Origin of the sequence: Psychrobacter piechaudii, from assembly GCF_900162825.1 — a bacterium.
Taxonomy (GTDB): Bacteria; Pseudomonadota; Gammaproteobacteria; order Pseudomonadales; family Moraxellaceae; genus Psychrobacter; species Psychrobacter piechaudii.
Window position 1 is genome coordinate 1 of sequence record NZ_FUGE01000041.1, and the last position, 17,226, is coordinate 17,226.

A 17,226-nucleotide genomic window follows, 5' to 3' on the forward strand; every position below is an offset into this window, starting at 1 on the left:
ACTATATGTAGCATAAATATCTCATCAATATTATGTCAAAAAGTTTACTTATAAACCATGGGGTAGGGGAGGATTGTGAATTATTTTTAAAAAATCGCCAATATTTGGTAAAATAGTCGTGGCAAAAAATAGCTCATTTCAGGTGACAAATATCAGAGTTTGAAGAAATAAACCGATATTAAATGACTGTAAAATATATCGTAAAAAAATCCCTGTAACTAGTGTAGTTTCAGGAATTTTACCTTAAAATCATTTAAGGTAATTAGGTGTAATTTTCGCGCCGCAACTTTGCCAAGGTTGGGGTATCTTTTGCGCTGTCTTCTTGCTCGCCGTATTTGCCTTCAATTACTTACTCTCAAAAAATTCTCAGGTACCATTAGGAGTTAACAGCACGTCAGTTGCTCAGAATAGGGCATCTGCCAAGCAAATGAATACAAACTTAGCAACCGACCCTAATTCTATTCCTACTTTCATTTCACCAAGAGATGAGACAAAAAATGAAAGGCAAAATGGTAATGAAAGGCAAAATGGTGATGAGCAAATCAATAATATGAAGGCTATAAAAGTTAAAACAGCACTTAGTGAGCATGATTTTAGATAAGAGGCGCAGAATACCTTATTCCGTGACTCAGAGAAACAGGCCAGCCAGAAACCTGACATTACCACTCAGACAGAAATGAATCCACAGGATTTTAAAGCAGAAGCTAAGAGTATCTTGTATCGGGATGAGACTAAAGCAGGTAATAATCTGAGAAGGTTTTAATTTCAAAGCCTATCTCAGATTATTATGCAATCTTGAATATTATATCAACCACTGTCTATCAACTATTGAGTATTGACTAAAACAGATGTAAATGTAAACCAACAGCTTAGACAGCCTCTATTTCGAGTAGTGTCGTAGATGACGTTTCTAACTGCTCATATTTTATAATCACATCATTACCTTCAAAACTAATATCAAGCTCAACATCATAAGTAGCAAGCATTACACTGTTATCATCCAAGCACTGACCGGTAGCAAGGTTAAAGCGCTGCTTATAAATAGGTGAAGCCACATACAACACCGCTTCATCAATGCCACCATCGTTGGTAACAGTAGTACCACCCACTAACCCTCTAGATAATACATTGGCCTGACTAAAGGGATCATAGTTATCAAGCGCGAATAGTTTATTGTCTTTAGTACGAAAAATTGCTACTTGTTTGCCCTCTATTAGTGCGCAAACACCAGTTTCAGGGAGAATGTCTTCTAATCTACAAACTACATACTGGTTCATTGGATTATCCTTATTGGTGTATGATCGAAAGTTATTAAGCGGTGATTAAGACAGCTCAGTCGCTAGGATTTTAGCTTTTTCAATATCGGTTGCAGGGCGAATCTGCTCTCGCTCAGTGACGAATACCACATTGTCATCGCCTTGCTCACTATTAACAAAATGACGGAAACGTTTGAGTTTTTCGCTATCAGTAATGGTGGCTTTCCATTCACAAACATAGTTGTCGATGAGTAATTGCATCTGTGACTCTAGCTCCTCAGCGATACCTAAACTGTCTTCAATAATGACTGCCTGTAGATACTCAAGTCCACCTTCAAGGCTCTCGCGCCATTTGGATGTACGCTGAAGCTTATCTGCGGTCTTGATATAAAACATGATAATACGGTCGATATATTTGACAACTGTATCCGTATCAAGATCTGTTGCGAATAGCTCGCCATGACGTGGGGTCATGCCACCATTACCGCAGACAAAGAGATTCCAGCCGTTTTCAGTGGCAATAATCCCAAAATCTTTGCTTTGCGCTTCAGCGCACTCACGGGTACATCCAGATACGCCCATTTTTATTTTGTGTGGTGAGCGCACGCCTTTGTAGCGGTCTTCTAGTCTAAGTGCTAAACCCACACTGTCATCGACACCGTAGCGACACCAGTTGTTGCCCACACAAGATTTCACTGTACGCAGAGATTTACCATAAGCATGGCCCGTCTCAAATCCAGCATCGACCAGTTGGGTCCAGATATCGGGCAGTTGGTCTAAACGTGCGCCAAATAAGTCGACGCGCTGACCGCCAGTGATTTTGGTATACAGATTGAACTCTTTGGCGACTTGTCCGAGGATGATGAGTTTATCTGCAGTGATTTCACCGCCAGGCACGCGTGGCACGACCGAATAAGTGCCATCTTTTTGAATATTGCCTAGATAGTAATCGTTGCTGTCTTGCAGTGGCGTGAGTTCGGGCTTGAGTACATAATCATTCCAACAAGACGCCAAAATAGAGGCAACGGTTGGTTTGCAAATCTCGCAGCCATGACCACTACCGTGCTCGTCCAGTAGCGCATCAAATGTCTTAATGCCTTGTACTCGAATCAAGCTATACAACTCCTGACGTGAGTAAGCAAAGTGCTCACACAGATCATTATTGACTTCAAAACCAAGCGCGGTTAGCTGATAGCCTAATGTGTCTTTCACCATAGGTGCGCAACCGCCACAGCCGGTACCAGCACTGGTACATGATTTCACCTCTGCCATGGTATAAGCACCGTCTTCAACGGCGGCACAAATAGCACCTTTGGTGACGTTGTAACAAGAGCAAATCGTGGCGCTATCGGGCAGGTTCTCGATACCCATGGTGGGTTTTTCTACGTTGGGTAGGATCAGGCTTTCAGGATGGGCAGGCAGGTCAATATCGTTTAGAAATAGCTGCAAGAGATTGTTGTAATCCTCAGTGTCACCTACCAATACAGCGCCCAGTAGCCGCTTATTATCCGCTGTGGTTACCAGTTTTTTATAGATACCCTCAACAGGGTTTTGGTATAAATAGCTCAAACTGTTTTCTGTTGCACCGTGCGCATCGCCGATACTGCCCACATCTACACCCATCAATTTGAGCATGGTGCTCATGTCAGCGCCTGTAAAGGTCTGAGCGTGATCGCCTGCAATTTGAGCGGCGCAAATACTGGCCATGCTATAACCTGGCGCGACCAAGCCAAAAACGGTGTTGTCCCATACGGCGCACTCTCCAATGGCATATACATTCGGGGCATTGGTACGGCAAGCTTCATCAATCAGAATACCGCCACGGGTGCCGATTTCAATACCGCATTCAGGGTTGCTTTTGATAATGCTATCTTGCGGACGAATACCCGCACTAAAGACGATCATGTCGGTATCTAATGAGGTATCATCAGCGAACTGCATGGTTAAATGACACGATGCTTCATCCGATAGGGTGTTGTCGATAATGGCCTTAGTATTTTTACCTGTTAATACCTTGACCCCAAGGGCTTCAATTTTACGCTTTAAAATATCACCGCCAGCAGCATCGAGCTGTACGCCCATCAGCTGAGGCGCAAACTCGACTACGTAAGTCTCTAATCCTAGTGTGACTAGGGCTTTGGCTGCCTCAAGGCCAAGCAGGCCACCCCCGACCACGACACCTTTTTTGACTTTTGGCTTCTCAGCAGTACTGAGAATATCATCCAAATCTTTAATCGTACGATAGACATGACAGTGCGGATGCTCGCGCCCTGGAATTGGCGGCACAAACGGATAGGAGCCTGTTGCTAATACCAATTCAGCATAGTCTATCTGGGTACCTTCTTCCGTGCTGATACATTGATTGGCGGCATCGATGTTTGTGATTCGCTGATTGAGATGCAACTGAATCTGCGCATCCTCATACCTGCTCAAGTCCACTAAGTTTAGTTTACTCACATCTTTATGTTCAAAATAGCTCGATAGATACACCCGGTCATAAGCTGGGCGATCCTCTTCAGCAAATACGTGAATCTCAAACTGATCGTGTAAGCCTTTTTCTACGGCGCGCTCAATAAAATGATGCCCAACCATACCGTTGCCAATCACTACCAACTTAGTTTTACCTGCCTTACTCACTATAGTGCTACTCATGTGATTATCCTTAGTCATGCGTTTATCTAAATAGTGCTTACAGCAATTACACCTTCAATAACTGTGCCAAGCACCGTTATATAGCACCATATTTCTAAGCGAAAGGCTGATTACTACAGAAGAAAGCCTGTGTCAATGACAGTGTCTTTCTAAGGCAGCGTGGTATTTTCGAGTATATGAATAGGCATGATAAATAAGACAGTCTTCGCTCATTGAATGTGAGGATATAAAAAATAGATGCACCAAAATAGATAAAACTATGCACCAATTTGTTTGTTTTTATAGCAGTGAGGATTTTAAATTTATCTCGATAAAGTTAGTATTTTCATATAGCTATTAGAGTATGAGTAATTTATCCAAGCTACTTGGATGTCATCTATAGCAACGTATAGACGCTTTTATCAAAGGTAAATTTTATCTTCACAACACGGCTCATAGCGGCAGCTGGCACAGCCATTGCACCCCCTTAAATGCTCTAACAGGTTAGCTCGTTCAATACAATATGTTCTTCGACTTTCCCTGTTGGCCCTAAATTTCACTATTTAAGGAAACCGCTTATGTCGTCATCGCCATCACCGAGCCCTACTGCACCAAATAAAAACAAGCTGAATATCTTTTCTTTTAGCGGTAAAAACAAAATTCTCCATCTTGGGTGGATGGCGTTTTTTTTCACCTTTTTCGTGTGGTTTAACCATGCGCCATTCTTATCTGCGATTGGGGAGAGTTTGAACCTCACCAAAGACCAGGTAAAAACTTTATTGATATTAAATGTTGCCTTGACTATCCCAGCTCGGGTCATCATTGGCATGTTGACCGATCGCTTTGGTCCGCGGCTTGTTTACACTGCAATTTTAGCCACTGGCGCTATTCCTTGTCTCACCTTCGCTTTTGCGCAAGATTACAACACGTTAGCGCTATCACGCTTTTTATTGGGTTTCGTTGGTGCAGGGTTTGTGGTTGGTATTCGTCTCATGAGTGACTGGTTCCCTGCTAATGAGCTGGGTACAGCTGAAGGTATCTATGGGGGCTGGGGAAATTTCGGCTCTGCCGCCGCGGCACTGCTACTACCGACAGTCTCTATTGCGGCCGCTGCCATCTTTGGCGGTGAGGAAGGTTGGCGTTATGCAACGGCTACCTCAGGGGTGGTTATGATGCTCTATAGTGTGATTTTTTACAAGATGGTACGTGATACCCCTAAGGGTGCTACGTATTTCAAACCTAAAAAATCGGGTGCCATGATGGTAACTTCATCAGGTGACTTCTGGCTCATGATGGTATTTAAACTGCCAATGTATTTGGCATTGGCCTTATTGGCGTGGAAATTATCACCAGCTGGTGTGAGTTTGCTGAGTCAGGCAAGTGTCAACATCGTCTATATTGCGTTGGTGGTGTTATACGTTTATGAATTTATCAGTAGTTATCGTTTTAATAAGGAAGTATTTACCACGCCTGTGCCAAAAGCTCACCGATATGACTTTAAGCAAGTAGGTATTTTGAATATTTTATACTTTGCGACTTTTGGCTCAGAGTTGGCTGTGGTCTCTATGCTGCCACTCTTCTATCAAGAAACCTTTAACTTATCGATTGTCATGGCAGGTGTCTTGGCATCAAGCTACGCCTTTATGAATCTGATGTCACGTCCAGGCGGCGGCTGGTTGAGTGATAAATTCGGTCGCAAAATCACGCTGTTGATTCTTACCGCAGGTTTGGCTATTGGTTATCTGTTGATGGGTGTCGTTGACTCTTCATGGCCGATCGCACTTGCGCTGTTGATTACCATGTTCTGCTCTTTCTTTGTACAGGCGGGTGAGGGAGCAGTGTTTGCTGTGATTCCTTTGATTAAACGTAGTATGACAGGTCAGTTTGCAGGAATGACGGGTGCTTACGGTAACGTCGGGTCAGTGGTCTATCTAACTGTACTGAGTCTGGTATCGTATCAGGTGTTTTTCTTTGTGATTGCCGCAACAGCAGTGATTGGCTTCTTGGCGCTGTTTTTATTAAAAGAGCCTGAAGGCGTTATTATTGAAGAGATGCCAGATGGCAGCTTTGCTCAAATACAAGTGAGCTAAATTATGCATGAGAGCGTCAAACAAGCGCCTAAACAAACAAATCAAGTAAGCAGCCATGATGCGGACGTTGCATTGTGGCTGCCTGATTTTTTTACGATGGCAGGACGCAAAGCTGAGAACCAAGATAGCCTACTCATAACGACCTGCCTACCTTATGGGTTTCCATCGTTATCATCGTCAGCGTTTCATGGGGCTCATCCCTCTTTTACAGCGCCTTTATTGGTGCTGATGGCTGATGGGGTCAGTGCTTGCCAGTTTCCCAAACAAGCCAGTCAGTCAGTGATAAACACGGTGGCACACCATATCACCTCACAACTTGCAGAGATGGTACAGACAGATAGGGTGCAAGCAAATGAGATATCAAGCGAATCTCAAGAGCAATCGCCAAATCCACTACACCGCTTTGATGACGATCAAGTTGCCATCGTGATTAAGGAGGCGGTGCACCAAGCCAATGATGCGCTTTATTTCCCGCAAGCCTATGAGCGCCTGCCCGCCTTATTATCCACGCTATCAGGGCTGCTGTGCATAGGCGACCGTATTCATCTGTTTCATACGGGCGATTCTCGTATCTATCGTATCGGTATCGACAGTATGGTGCTATTGACCAAAGACCATCATATCCACCATGGACGGGATAAAGGAGCCCTGTCTGCTGCTATCGGTGCTGACACACGAGTGGAGCTGCAACAATCTGTGTTCACTTTGCACCAAAACGAGTGTTTGGCGCTCATGACCGATGGGGTTTATGAGTCTATTACGCCAGCAGAGTTACAGTTTGAGCTGTGTGCTGCGGTACAGGCCATGCACCAATCAGTGGCATGTCCCAATCAAATCATCGACCATCTTCAGATGAGCCAGCGTTTATGTGAGCAAGCCTTTAGCGAGAGTAGCCATGATAATCTCAGTGTAATCATGCTGGGTATGAACGATGAAATCATAAAGAGTAAAACGCACCGAGAAACAGATAACGGCATTGCGCTTGATCAGGGTGTGGATAGCGACCGTAGTCATGCTCAGGATATCAATCACTATCGCTTACCAACGGGCTTGGCAGTAGGGGCACAGATTGATAATTTTGTGGTCAAAAAAATCATCGCGCGTACGGCTCGCAGTGAGGTGTATTTAGTAGAGGATAACGATCAGCATGCATTTGTTTTGAAGTCGCCAAGTCTCAATGTCATTGCTGATGGGCATTATCTACGTGAGTTTTTAAAGGAACGTAAAATCGGTTTGAGCCTGTCCAAGCACAAACGTATTGGTGAGCCCGCTTACAATCAAGTGAACCCCAATAGCGTATCCTCCCATGATCCGCTTTTAACCAGTGATGTCTCTAAAAAACTGAATGCTACTTTCAATGCGTCTAATGCGTCGGGGCTTTTGCGCTACTACCCAGTGCCTGCCAGTAGTACTTATTTATATCATTTAACGGAATATATCGAAGGGGAGAGCCTACGAGTTTTTATGGATCGTCAAGCCCCTTATGATATTTGGCAAACTTACGATTTACTCACTAAGATCGGCATGGCGGTCCGTGTGATGCATCGAAACTACCTACTGCATCAAGATATCAAGCCTGAAAATATATTATTAACTCAATCAGGTGCGGTCAAGTTAATCGACTTTGGCTCTGCTAGCTCCTCCATACTAAAAGATAGTACGCGTCCTCCTAATGGCGATCTGCACTACGCTGCACCAGAATATTACACCGATGCCCCAAAAGGCGTGCATTCTGATTTGTTTTCCATTGCCGTGATTGGTTATGAGTTACTCACAGGTGAGCTACCATTTAGCTCGCAAGAGTTGATGAACCCATCTGTCTCACTAGTTGTACCTGCCGAGCGCCTGCGTCAAAACCGAGTGCCCGCTACCAGCCAGCAAGCGTTGATGCGTGCACTACACTCTAGTACGCAGGCAAGGTATCAAGCGATTGGCGAGTTCTTACAAGACTTTAATCCCGATAATAGTAACAATACCAGAGACCCTGAACCGCTGATCATACGTCATCCCTTATTGGTTTGGCACAGCATTTGCTTTATTCAATTTGTCATTATCATATCGTTGCTGATTTATTTTTCATAAAACCTTGTTAAACGTAAATAGTACGACAAGCCATTTTACTCAACGCTGCGTGTTGCGGCTAAGGAATGATTTTCCTATGTCACTTGATTCACCAGAACCAACCCATACTGCTTTCTCTACCAATGCTTCTTCTTCTAGACGTCAGACTACTGCGGGCATCGTTATTATAGGCGCTGGGATGGCAGGCAGTCGTTTTGCCATTGAGCTGGCACGTGCTCAGCAGCAAAGCAGCCAAGAAAAAGGCGCAGCTCATTTACCCATCACGCTGATTAGCAAAGAACCGCAAGTGGGCTACAACCGTATCATGCTGTCACCCGTACTCTCAGGAGAGTCGGTTTTTGAAGAGACATATTTATACGAGCTAGCAGAATATGAGCAATTGGGTATCACGGTATTGGCTGGCACGTCGGTAGATGCAGTCGAAACCAATCAGCAGTGTGTCAAATTGAGTGATGGACAAACCCTGGATTATACCGAGCTGGTGCTTGCTACTGGCTCACAAGCTCGCGTCATCCCTTTTGCCAATCATGATGCTAAGGGGGTTCATGTATTTCGAGAGATTGCTGATGTGCAGGTATTGACGGAGTACGCGCGCCAAGCAAAAAAGGGTCTTGTCATTGGTGGCGGGGTGCTGGGTCTGGAAGCCGCTTGTGCTTTGGCATCTCAAGGGGCAGATATGACAGTGGTTCATGTCGATAGTCATGTTCTCAACCAACAGCTTGATATGCCCGCCGCTCATCTGCTACAAGCAGAGCTCTTCAGTCGAAGTGTCAAGCTGGAGGTGTTAGCCAACACAGAATGTATTACGGTCAATGATCAACACGAGGTTAATGGTCTGTTGTTAAAGGATGGCCGCACACTGCCAGCAGACTTTATTGTCATGGCCGTTGGCGTCATCCCCAATACGACACTGGCCCAGCAAAGTGGTCTTGAGGTTAACCGAGGTATCCTCGTAGATAACTTTATGCATACGAGCTGTCCTCATGTCTATGCGATTGGTGAGTGTATAGAACTGGATGGTGAGCTGTTCGGTATGGTAGCCCCTGTCAACCAACAGGTGGATACTTTGGTTTCTGTCCTAAAAGAGTCGAGCGTCTCAAGTAGTAGGAGACTTAGTAGTGACTCACGAATAACCGAATACAAAAACCACTGGCGTCCCTTTATCAGCAAGCCTTTATCTTTAAAATTAAAAGTATCTGGCATCGCCGCTTTTTCAGCAGGTCAGATTGCTTTTGATGATATTGAAATGGCACAGATAGAGCGCGTGGTTTATCAGCAAACGAGCCTCGATCATTATCTTTGTCTCTATATTAAAGCAAGCAAACTTATTGGCACGGTACTATACGGTGATGTGAGTGAAAGCGGGTTTTATAGTCAGCTGATCACTGATGGCAGTGACATATCCTCGATAAAAGAAGACCTTATCTTTGGCGAAGCCTATTGCGATGTAGAGAAAATAGAAGCAGCTGAGCCCGAATCTGCCGTGCCAAGTGACGCACACCTAATAGGAGAGGCCTCATGAGCAGCACCATCTTAAATGACGATCAAGCCCTCAGTGTCGTACCGTCCTCTCGCATTACAACTTACACTGAGGATTTGATCAGTCCTATTCGTACCACTTGTCCTTACTGCGGCGTAGGCTGCGGCGTACTAGCAAACATCGATGAGGCAGGTGTAGTCAGCGTGACAGGCGATCCTGAGCATCCAGCAAACTTCGGCAAACTCTGCTCAAAAGGCAGTGCATTGGCACAAACATTGGGCACTGAACGCAGGTTGACTCAGCCTTATTATCAAAACAAACAGCGAACAATAGCAAAAGGACAACCGACAGATACGCAGCCTGTCGAGTGGGAGGCAGTATTGGATGATATTGCCAGTCGTTTGAATAACACTATCGTGACACACGGGCGTGACAGCGTAATGTTTTATGTGTCAGGGCAGCTGCTTACTGAGGATTACTACGTTGCCAATAAGTTTATAAAAGGCTTTATCGGTAATAATAATATCGACTCCAACTCACGACTGTGTATGTCCTCAGCGGTTGCAGGGCATAAGCGTGCTTTTGGTGCAGACTTAGTGCCTAGTAATTATGAAGATTTAGAGTCTTGTGATTTATTGGTGCTGGTGGGCTCCAATATGGCGTGGTGTCATCCTATCTTATTCGGACGGTTTTTAGCCGCCAAAAAGCGTGATCCTAATAAAAAACTAATCGTGATTGATCCGCGTCGTACTGATTCTTGTGAATTTGCTGATTTGCATTTACCCATCGCTGTTGGCACGGATACGCACTTATATAACGGACTGCTGCATTATCTTGAGCAAGAAGGCTGTGGTAATAAAGACTATCTTAAGCAGTGTCATGATGTTAAGCCCGCCTTAGAGGCCGCAAAAACATGGACGATTGATAAAGTGGCGACGGCATGTGGTATCAGTGCGGATCTGGTACAGGAGTTTTATGCGCTGGTTGCTGCAAATGATAAAACCGTCACGGCATTTAGCATGGGTGTCAACCAATCTGCAAGTGGTACCGACAAGGTCAATGCCATTATCAATACTCACTTGTATACTGGGCGAGTGGGCCGAGTAGGTGCAAGTCCGTTTTCACTCACCGGTCAGCCAAATGCGATGGGCGGGCGCGAAGTCGGTGCATTAGCTAACCTGCTTGCCGCGCATCTAGACCTAGACAACGAGCAGCATCGTCATTTGGTGGCTGATTTTTGGCAAGCGCCGCAACCGCTTGCCGCAGAAGTTGGGGTAAAAGCTTGCGATGCTGCTGATGCCATACTAGATGGCCGTATCAAAGCCATCTGGATTATGGCGACCAACCCTGTCGTCAGCTTGCCTGAGGCTGATAAGTTTCGCCGCGCATTGGCTACCTGTGATTTGGTGATTGTATCTGACTGCTCCGTCGACAGCGATACGGTTAAGTGTGCAGATATTGTTTTGCCTGCACAGGGTTGGGGGGAGAAATCAGGCACAGTGACCAATTCGGAGCGCCGCATCTCGCGCCAGCGGGCGTTAATGCCTGCACTCGGACAAGCAAAGCCTGACTGGTGGATACTGTCGCAAGTCGCTAAACGCATGGGTTTGGCAGGGTTTGATTATCAGCATGCTAGGGATATATTTAATGAGCATATCGCTCTGACAGCTTATAGAAATGATACCAGCCAAGATGTATCAGAAAACAATCAACCGCGCCATCTTAATTTAGCAAAAGATCTTTCGCCAATGGTAGTAGGGGCGATAGCATCGATAGAGGAAAGCCCAAACCATCTTAAGCAGCAAAATAAAAACGTATTCTCTTTCAGTCACGACGCATATGATGTCATGACACCGTTTCAGTGGGGCGGCGCACGTATTACACCTAGCAAAACGAAATTTATTGCCATTACGCCTCCCAGTCACGCCAGTATACCCAATAGGCATACGCAACGATTGAGCTCGAAAAGCGCTCATAGTAAAAAAAATAACGGCAGTCATACGTTTCATCAAGATAGCTCAGGGGCATTAGACCTACGGCTGATTACAGGTAGGCTTCGCGATCAATGGCATACGATGACGCGCACAGGACTTGCACCGCAGCTCAACCAACACGAGTCTGTACCAACGCTCACCGTGCATCCAAATGATGCCAAGCAGCTCGGTGTTGACCAAGGCGATTATGTACAGCTACGTCCCTGCTATGAGAAAAACTTATCAATAAATAGCCAGCCGCCGCGTACGGTTGCGAGCACCACTACAAACAGTCAGGTGCTCGCGCAAGTTGCTATCAGCGACAGTATGAGTGCAGGTGATGCCTTTATGCCGATGCATTGGAGCAACGCCTTTGCTCGTTTTGCTCGCGTAGGTACGCTGATCCCAACAGTCGTTGATCCACATTCAGGACAGCCTGAATTAAAAAATTCTGCAATCAGCGTGATGCCTGTACCGATGAAAACTTATGGCAAGATTTTGGTGCATCCTGATCTACAAGACACCATGATAGTGCATCTGCGTGAGACTTTATTGGATTTTGAGAAAGAGCCTGAGGATCAAGGAGTGCTGATACCTTCTTCTGATACAAATACAATTTCTGAAAGATCAAACTCATTACCCGCATTGACATGGAGTTTAAGTCGTCAAACCAATAGCGTCTTGATTACTTTAGCTAGCCCTGTAGACAAAGTCATCAGTAAACTGCTTGACCCTGAGTACTGGCAGCACTTTATCAATACCTATCAAACATCTCTCACCGATAAATCGATCAATAGTGCCTTTACTTGCAGCAAGCAAGCAAAGCAGCTTCGCTTCGTCTCGACGCAGGTAGAGGTAAATAATAAAGTGATAGATCGGGCATCGATTAGTACGTCAAAGTCTGACATACCAAGCGATCAGCTACTGCTCAGCATTTGTTTTGCGCCGCAAGTGGCGCAGCTACCCAGTATGCATTGGCTTAACAATTGCTTTGCCAGTACTGATGCGATACCAGAGAATCAACGCTATAAGTGGTTGCTGGCAGGTCGTCCAGCGACAGGGTATGTTGATCCAGGTGCATTAGTATGTTCATGTATGGCTGTTGGAGAGAATATTATTATCGAAACAATTACCAAGCAGCAGTGTATGAGTGCCCACGCGGTTGGAAAGGCATGCCGAGCAGGGACTAACTGCGGTTCATGTGTGAGTCAAATTAATGCCTTGATCGATAGGTATGCGTCTTAAGTAGTGCTTGTTGCAAAGTTTGATCGTTAATATGGCATAGGGCTTGCAGCGTATTTTATATGCTCTTCTTTTCTTAGGTATGCCATTGTTAGGTGCAGAGTTGCGCGTTATTAACAGTGTTATTAGGAGTTATTACCATGACTGATTCATCTACCTTTATTGCCGCATTAACTTCACAGAATTTACCCAATATAAATTGTCATATTAGAGTGAGCGATGAGCCATCAGGTATAGAAAAAAATGTGAAAACGGGCACGGTACATTTGGTTGGTGCAGGTTCTGGCGATCCTGAGCTACTCACGTTAAAAGCATTACGAGTAATGCAAAAAGCAGATGTCGTGCTCTATGATAGTTTAGTTTCAGAGGATATTTTAGATATGTGTGCGCTGACGGCAGAGAAGATATTTGTCGGTAAGCGCCGTGCCAATCACGCACTACCACAAGAAGGTATCAATGAGCTACTGGTCAAACACGCGCTAGCAGGCAAAACGGTCGTTAGGCTCAAAGGTGGCGACCCCTTTATATTTGGACGCGGCGGAGAGGAGCTGCAAGAAGTGGTGCGTCATGGTATCTTTTTTGAATCTATTCCCGGTATTACTGCCGCCAGTGCCGCTGCTAGTAGTACAGGTATTCCATTGACGCATCGAGACCATGCGCAGACAGTGAAGTTTGTAACGGCATATAAGAAATCAGGAGCGCCCAACAATAACTATGACGAGCATTTAGATAGCACCCAAACCGTCGTTTTTTATATGGGATTGCATCAGCTAGATGAATTGACCGAAGGGTTAATAGCAGCGGGACGAGATAGCAAAACGCCTTTTGCGGTGATTAGCCATGCCAGCTTGCCCACGCAGCAACTGCTCATCGGTACGCTTGATAGTATCGCTAAGCAGCAAGCCGAAGCGAAATTGCCAACCCCAGCATTACTGATTATGGGCGATGTGGTGACGCTATATCATGAATTTGCAGACTACAACCTTGGTGCATTTGGTAAGCGTGCAGTCTGCAATATTAAGCAATCCATCACCGATAAACATCTTATACCTACTTTTGAGAGTGTTGCATAAAATATAGGGTTAGCCTAAATGCTCAATAAGATGACTTTAAGACAGGCTAATCTTTTAACTATAAATTTCGTAATTGCTCAATTAACCAGCGATGTATACCACTGTCACTGGTACGTGGATGCCATGCTGCGATTACCTTAAAGGTGGGCGGTAATGCTTCGATTTCAATCTCTTTGACTTTATTATTTGGTAATAGTCGCGCAGGGTAAAAGGCAATCATGTCGGTGGTGTGCAGGATATCTGGCACGGCTGAAAAGCTAGGAACTGACATCACAATATGGCGTTTAAGCCCTTTTTCTGCAAACCATTGATCATGCGATCCGCGCAAATTGGCACGCGAAGGCGATACCACCAGCTGTGGGTGTGCGGCAACTTGCGCCAGTGTGAATATCTCTGTTGCAAAGGTGTTTTTATAACCCGTCACACATAAATGCTGTTCTTCAAATAGCGTCACATACGATAAATTGTCAGGGATAAACTCTGGAAAAGTAATCAGTAAATCAAGTTCGCCTGCCGCAATCAGCTGATTGATATTGTCTGATGCAAAATCTCTCACTATCAGCTTTAAATGAGGCGCTTCACAGCGTGTGATACTAAATAACTGCGGCAATAATGCCTGCGTCGCATAGTCGGTTGCACTAATCGTAAAGACGCCTTTGTAGGTTTGCGGCGTAAACACTTCTGGCTCTAACAATACTTCCAACTGTTTTAATATCTCGTCAATCGGCTGCCGCATTGCTAGTGCTTTTGGTGTTGCCACCATGCTATTGCCTTGACGAATAAACAAACGATCATCAAACAAATCCCGTAGCTTACGCAACTGCTCACTAATCGCTTGTTGCGTCAGTCCCATTTTGCGCGCAACTTGCGAGAGATTTTTTAGATCAAGTAGTGCCTGCAATACTCTAAGCTGCTTGATATCTAGCCGATTCATACCATTCATAACACTTACCATTAATAGTTGTACCCTAGACAAGAAAGGCTTGTTTCTAATTGTACCTACAAAACTCTATGCTAACCAACATTACTTAAGCAGCCCATTAAACCTAAAAATAGATTCAGTGGCTCAAAAAATACGCCTATCCGTTTGCTTTAAAAGAGAGTGTTATGAAACAAGCTATGCTAAATGTGCTAAAAATGAAGAATACCAGTGCGTTATTTTCATCTGTACAACTTGGACCTTATACCCTTAAAAACCGTATCGTGATGCCGCCTTTGACGCGCTCTCGTAGCACGCAACCTGACAATATCCCTAATGATTTAATGGCAAGCTATTATGCACAGCGTGCCTCAGCAGGTTTTATGGTGACTGAAGGTACACAGATTGAGCCGCGTGGCCAAGGCTACGCGTGGACGCCCGGGATTCATTCACCAGCGCAAATTGAAGGCTGGAAAAAAGTCACGCAAGCAGTACATGCTAAAGGCAGTATTATTTTTGCGCAGCTGTGGCACGTTGGCCGCGTGTCTCATACCAGCTTACAACCCAATCAAGCGCAGCCTATCGCTCCATCTGCCATTACTGCCACTAACGTCAAAGTGTTTATTGAGACAGGTCCAGGCGAGGGCGCTTTAGCCGACCCAAGTGAGCCACGGGCACTGAGCACAGAAGAAGTGGGTGAATTGGTCGCTATGTATGCACAAGCCGCGCGCAACGCACTAGAAGCAGGTTTTGATGGGGTAGAGCTACACTGTGCCAATGGGTATTTGGTCAATCAATTTATCTCTGAGCATAGCAATACACGTGATGATCAATATGGTGGTTCGTTGACCAATCGTCTGCGTTTTTTTAAAAGAAGTGGTTGCCGCCGTCAGTGAAGTGGTTGGCGCTGATCGTTTAGGCGTACGTTTTGCGCCTTTATTTGCCAGCACGGATGAGACTCGTGTGTATCTAGGCTTAGTAGAAGCAGACCCTCATCATACCTATATTGAAGCGATTAAAGTACTTGAACAGGCGGGCATTGCTTACTTATCCATTGCAGAGGCTGATTGGGATAATGCGCCTGATTTGCCAGAGCCTTTTTATCAAGCGGTCAGAGCTGAGTTTTCAGGACGTATTATTTATGCCGGTAAGTACACTGTGCAGAAGTCGGTCGATATATTATCTAAAGGTTATGGGGATTTATTTGCTTTTGGTCGTCCTTTTATTGCTAATCCCGATTTACCTGAACGCATAGCCAATCATTGGCCACTCAATGAGGCAGATCCTGCCACGATGTATGGTGGCACTGCCATTGGCTATAGTGATTATCCTCGCTATCAAGAATAGTCAAAAAAGTAGTGCATAAAACAAGGTCGATCACGGCCTTGTTTTCACCGCAGTAAGCGATGGGTATAAGCGGTACGATGACACTGTAAAAATGCACATAATTCTAAAGATATTTTATTTGTCAGTATTTATCAGTTGGTAGACGCAATGAATAAAAGTTTGAAAGACAGGCTGATACGCATATTAGTAGGATATGTCGGACTTTATCCGACGCTCAAAACCCATGCTATCAGTGACTCTAAAACAGTCTATTTAACTTATGGCTACCTAAATTTAGGTTCACGATTTAAAAGAGTTAATTTTCTATTAAAAACAATGACCTATAGTTAATATAAAAATACCGTGCTCCTGTACTCGCACAGAATACCTTAATCAGGGTGATAGTACTGTTCTGTGCAAATTTGGAAGGTATCAACTCAATGCTTTAGATTAAAATATCTCAGTAAGAACGAGAGATGTTAGAAAAGACCAATGAATGTTTCACTAATCAGGAAGGCTGTTTTGGTGACTCTAAATGGAAACGTAGTTAGCTATGATAATAGCAGCTATAAGGTGTATATAGACTTGGACTTACTGAGATGCCAAGTAGGAGCATTATCAGAGTTTGTATACGTTCTTATCAATGATATAGAGTAATAGGCATTCAGAAGGGTTATTGCTTTTACTTTGAGCTGATTGTCACTTGGTGGCTAATACTTCTGTACCTAACGTAGTTCAAGCACATTCGCATTAATCAGGAAGTCGGCTAAGCTACCAACAATCGATTGATGAGTGATTTGTTTATTAGGTGATGATTAGGAGTGACAGATTATTCAGAGGGCTTATTGTGCAGTATGAAGGTAGTAAACTTAGCAATGATGAGTAGAACAAGTTTATCAAACAGGTTAACTAGCGACATGGTTTAATACGTTAAGCTCGATTACAAATACAATAGGATTAATGATAGCTCTGTACATTAACTCCTTAAGACAGCTCAGCTAGTAACTGTATTAGTGGTGATGAAGATGACTTTATGAATAGGTAATACGTATGAGAATTAATCAATCATCAACCAATCTTTATAGGGATTTATCATATAATTATAATCCCATGAACTTATTGTATGGTACCCTTAGTTTAACATAATATACATT

At 44.4% G+C, this 17,226-nt stretch carries 9 protein-coding genes and 1 pseudogene; 7 read left to right on the forward strand and 3 right to left on the reverse strand.

Annotation, left to right across the window (positions count from 1 at the left end; genetic code table 11):
- The first annotated feature begins 427 nt into the window (after positions 1 to 427).
- Positions 428 to 601: a hypothetical protein gene (locus A1019T_RS13160; protein WP_167366825.1), complete on the forward strand. Its 174-nt coding sequence runs from the start codon at positions 428 to 430 to the stop codon at positions 599 to 601.
- A 268-nt stretch (positions 602 to 869) separates the two neighbouring features.
- Here the strand turns inward: A1019T_RS13160 and nirD are convergent, their stop codons facing one another.
- Together nirD and nirB are read right to left on the reverse strand one after the other, a co-directional pair.
- Positions 870 to 1,277 carry a nitrite reductase small subunit NirD gene (gene nirD, locus A1019T_RS00975; protein ID WP_077450019.1) on the reverse strand — a complete coding sequence of 136 codons (408 nt, stop codon included), beginning with the start codon at positions 1,275 to 1,277 and terminating at the stop codon, positions 870 to 872.
- A gap of 45 nt (positions 1,278 to 1,322) precedes the next feature.
- Positions 1,323 to 3,908: a nitrite reductase large subunit NirB gene (gene nirB, locus A1019T_RS00980; RefSeq protein WP_077450020.1), complete on the reverse strand. Its 2,586-nt coding sequence runs from the start codon at positions 3,906 to 3,908 to the stop codon at positions 1,323 to 1,325.
- A 557-nt stretch (positions 3,909 to 4,465) separates the two neighbouring features.
- Between nirB and A1019T_RS00985 the strand changes: the two genes are divergently transcribed.
- The 5 genes from A1019T_RS00985 to cobA all read left to right on the forward strand — a co-directional run bounded on the left by A1019T_RS00985 (position 4,466) and on the right by cobA (position 13,827).
- Positions 4,466 to 5,977: a NarK family nitrate/nitrite MFS transporter gene (locus A1019T_RS00985; protein WP_077450021.1), complete on the forward strand. Its 1,512-nt coding sequence runs from the start codon at positions 4,466 to 4,468 to the stop codon at positions 5,975 to 5,977.
- Between the two features lie 3 nt (positions 5,978 to 5,980).
- The gene (locus A1019T_RS00990) at positions 5,981 to 8,059 is read left to right on the forward strand and encodes a bifunctional protein-serine/threonine kinase/phosphatase (RefSeq protein ID WP_077450022.1); all 2,079 of its coding nucleotides are present in this window, start codon (positions 5,981 to 5,983) and stop codon (positions 8,057 to 8,059) included.
- 76 nt (positions 8,060 to 8,135) lie between these two features.
- Positions 8,136 to 9,581 carry an NAD(P)/FAD-dependent oxidoreductase gene (locus A1019T_RS00995; protein WP_077450023.1) on the forward strand — a complete coding sequence of 482 codons (1,446 nt, stop codon included), beginning with the start codon at positions 8,136 to 8,138 and terminating at the stop codon, positions 9,579 to 9,581.
- Positions 9,578 to 12,757: a nitrate reductase gene (locus tag A1019T_RS01000; protein WP_077450024.1), complete on the forward strand. Its 3,180-nt coding sequence runs from the start codon at positions 9,578 to 9,580 to the stop codon at positions 12,755 to 12,757. Before A1019T_RS00995 ends, A1019T_RS01000 begins: the two co-directional genes overlap by 4 nt.
- 137 nt (positions 12,758 to 12,894) lie before the next feature.
- Positions 12,895 to 13,827, forward strand: a complete 933-nt coding sequence (gene cobA / locus A1019T_RS01005) for a uroporphyrinogen-III C-methyltransferase (protein ID WP_077450025.1) — start codon at positions 12,895 to 12,897, stop codon at positions 13,825 to 13,827.
- 58 nt (positions 13,828 to 13,885) lie between these two features.
- On the opposite strand, the gene A1019T_RS01010 is transcribed toward cobA, so the two are convergent.
- Positions 13,886 to 14,770, reverse strand: coding sequence for a LysR family transcriptional regulator (locus tag A1019T_RS01010; RefSeq protein WP_068408009.1), 885 nt, complete (start codon positions 14,768 to 14,770; stop codon positions 13,886 to 13,888).
- A gap of 194 nt (positions 14,771 to 14,964) precedes the next feature.
- Between A1019T_RS01010 and A1019T_RS01015 the strand changes: the two are divergent.
- A pseudogene (locus tag A1019T_RS01015) lies at positions 14,965 to 16,093 on the forward strand (alkene reductase).
- Positions 16,094 to 17,226 lie beyond the last annotated feature (1,133 nt).

Excerpts from the sequence above, each read along its gene's own strand:
- A1019T_RS00990 (WP_077450022.1), top strand. The coding sequence starts at position 5,981 with ATGCATGAGAGCGTCAAACAAGCGCCTAAACAAACAAATCAAGTAAGC.
- cobA (WP_077450025.1), top strand. The coding sequence starts at position 12,895 with ATGACTGATTCATCTACCTTTATTGCCGCATTAACTTCACAGAATTTA.
- nirD (WP_077450019.1), bottom strand. The coding sequence starts at position 1,277 with ATGAACCAGTATGTAGTTTGTAGATTAGAAGACATTCTCCCTGAAACT.
- A1019T_RS13160 (WP_167366825.1), top strand. The coding sequence starts at position 428 with ATGAATACAAACTTAGCAACCGACCCTAATTCTATTCCTACTTTCATT.
- A1019T_RS00985 (WP_077450021.1), top strand. The coding sequence starts at position 4,466 with ATGTCGTCATCGCCATCACCGAGCCCTACTGCACCAAATAAAAACAAG.
- nirB (WP_077450020.1), bottom strand. The coding sequence starts at position 3,908 with ATGAGTAGCACTATAGTGAGTAAGGCAGGTAAAACTAAGTTGGTAGTG.
- A1019T_RS01010 (WP_068408009.1), bottom strand. The coding sequence starts at position 14,770 with ATGAATGGTATGAATCGGCTAGATATCAAGCAGCTTAGAGTATTGCAG.
- A1019T_RS00995 (WP_077450023.1), top strand. The coding sequence starts at position 8,136 with ATGTCACTTGATTCACCAGAACCAACCCATACTGCTTTCTCTACCAAT.
- A1019T_RS01000 (WP_077450024.1), top strand. The coding sequence starts at position 9,578 with ATGAGCAGCACCATCTTAAATGACGATCAAGCCCTCAGTGTCGTACCG.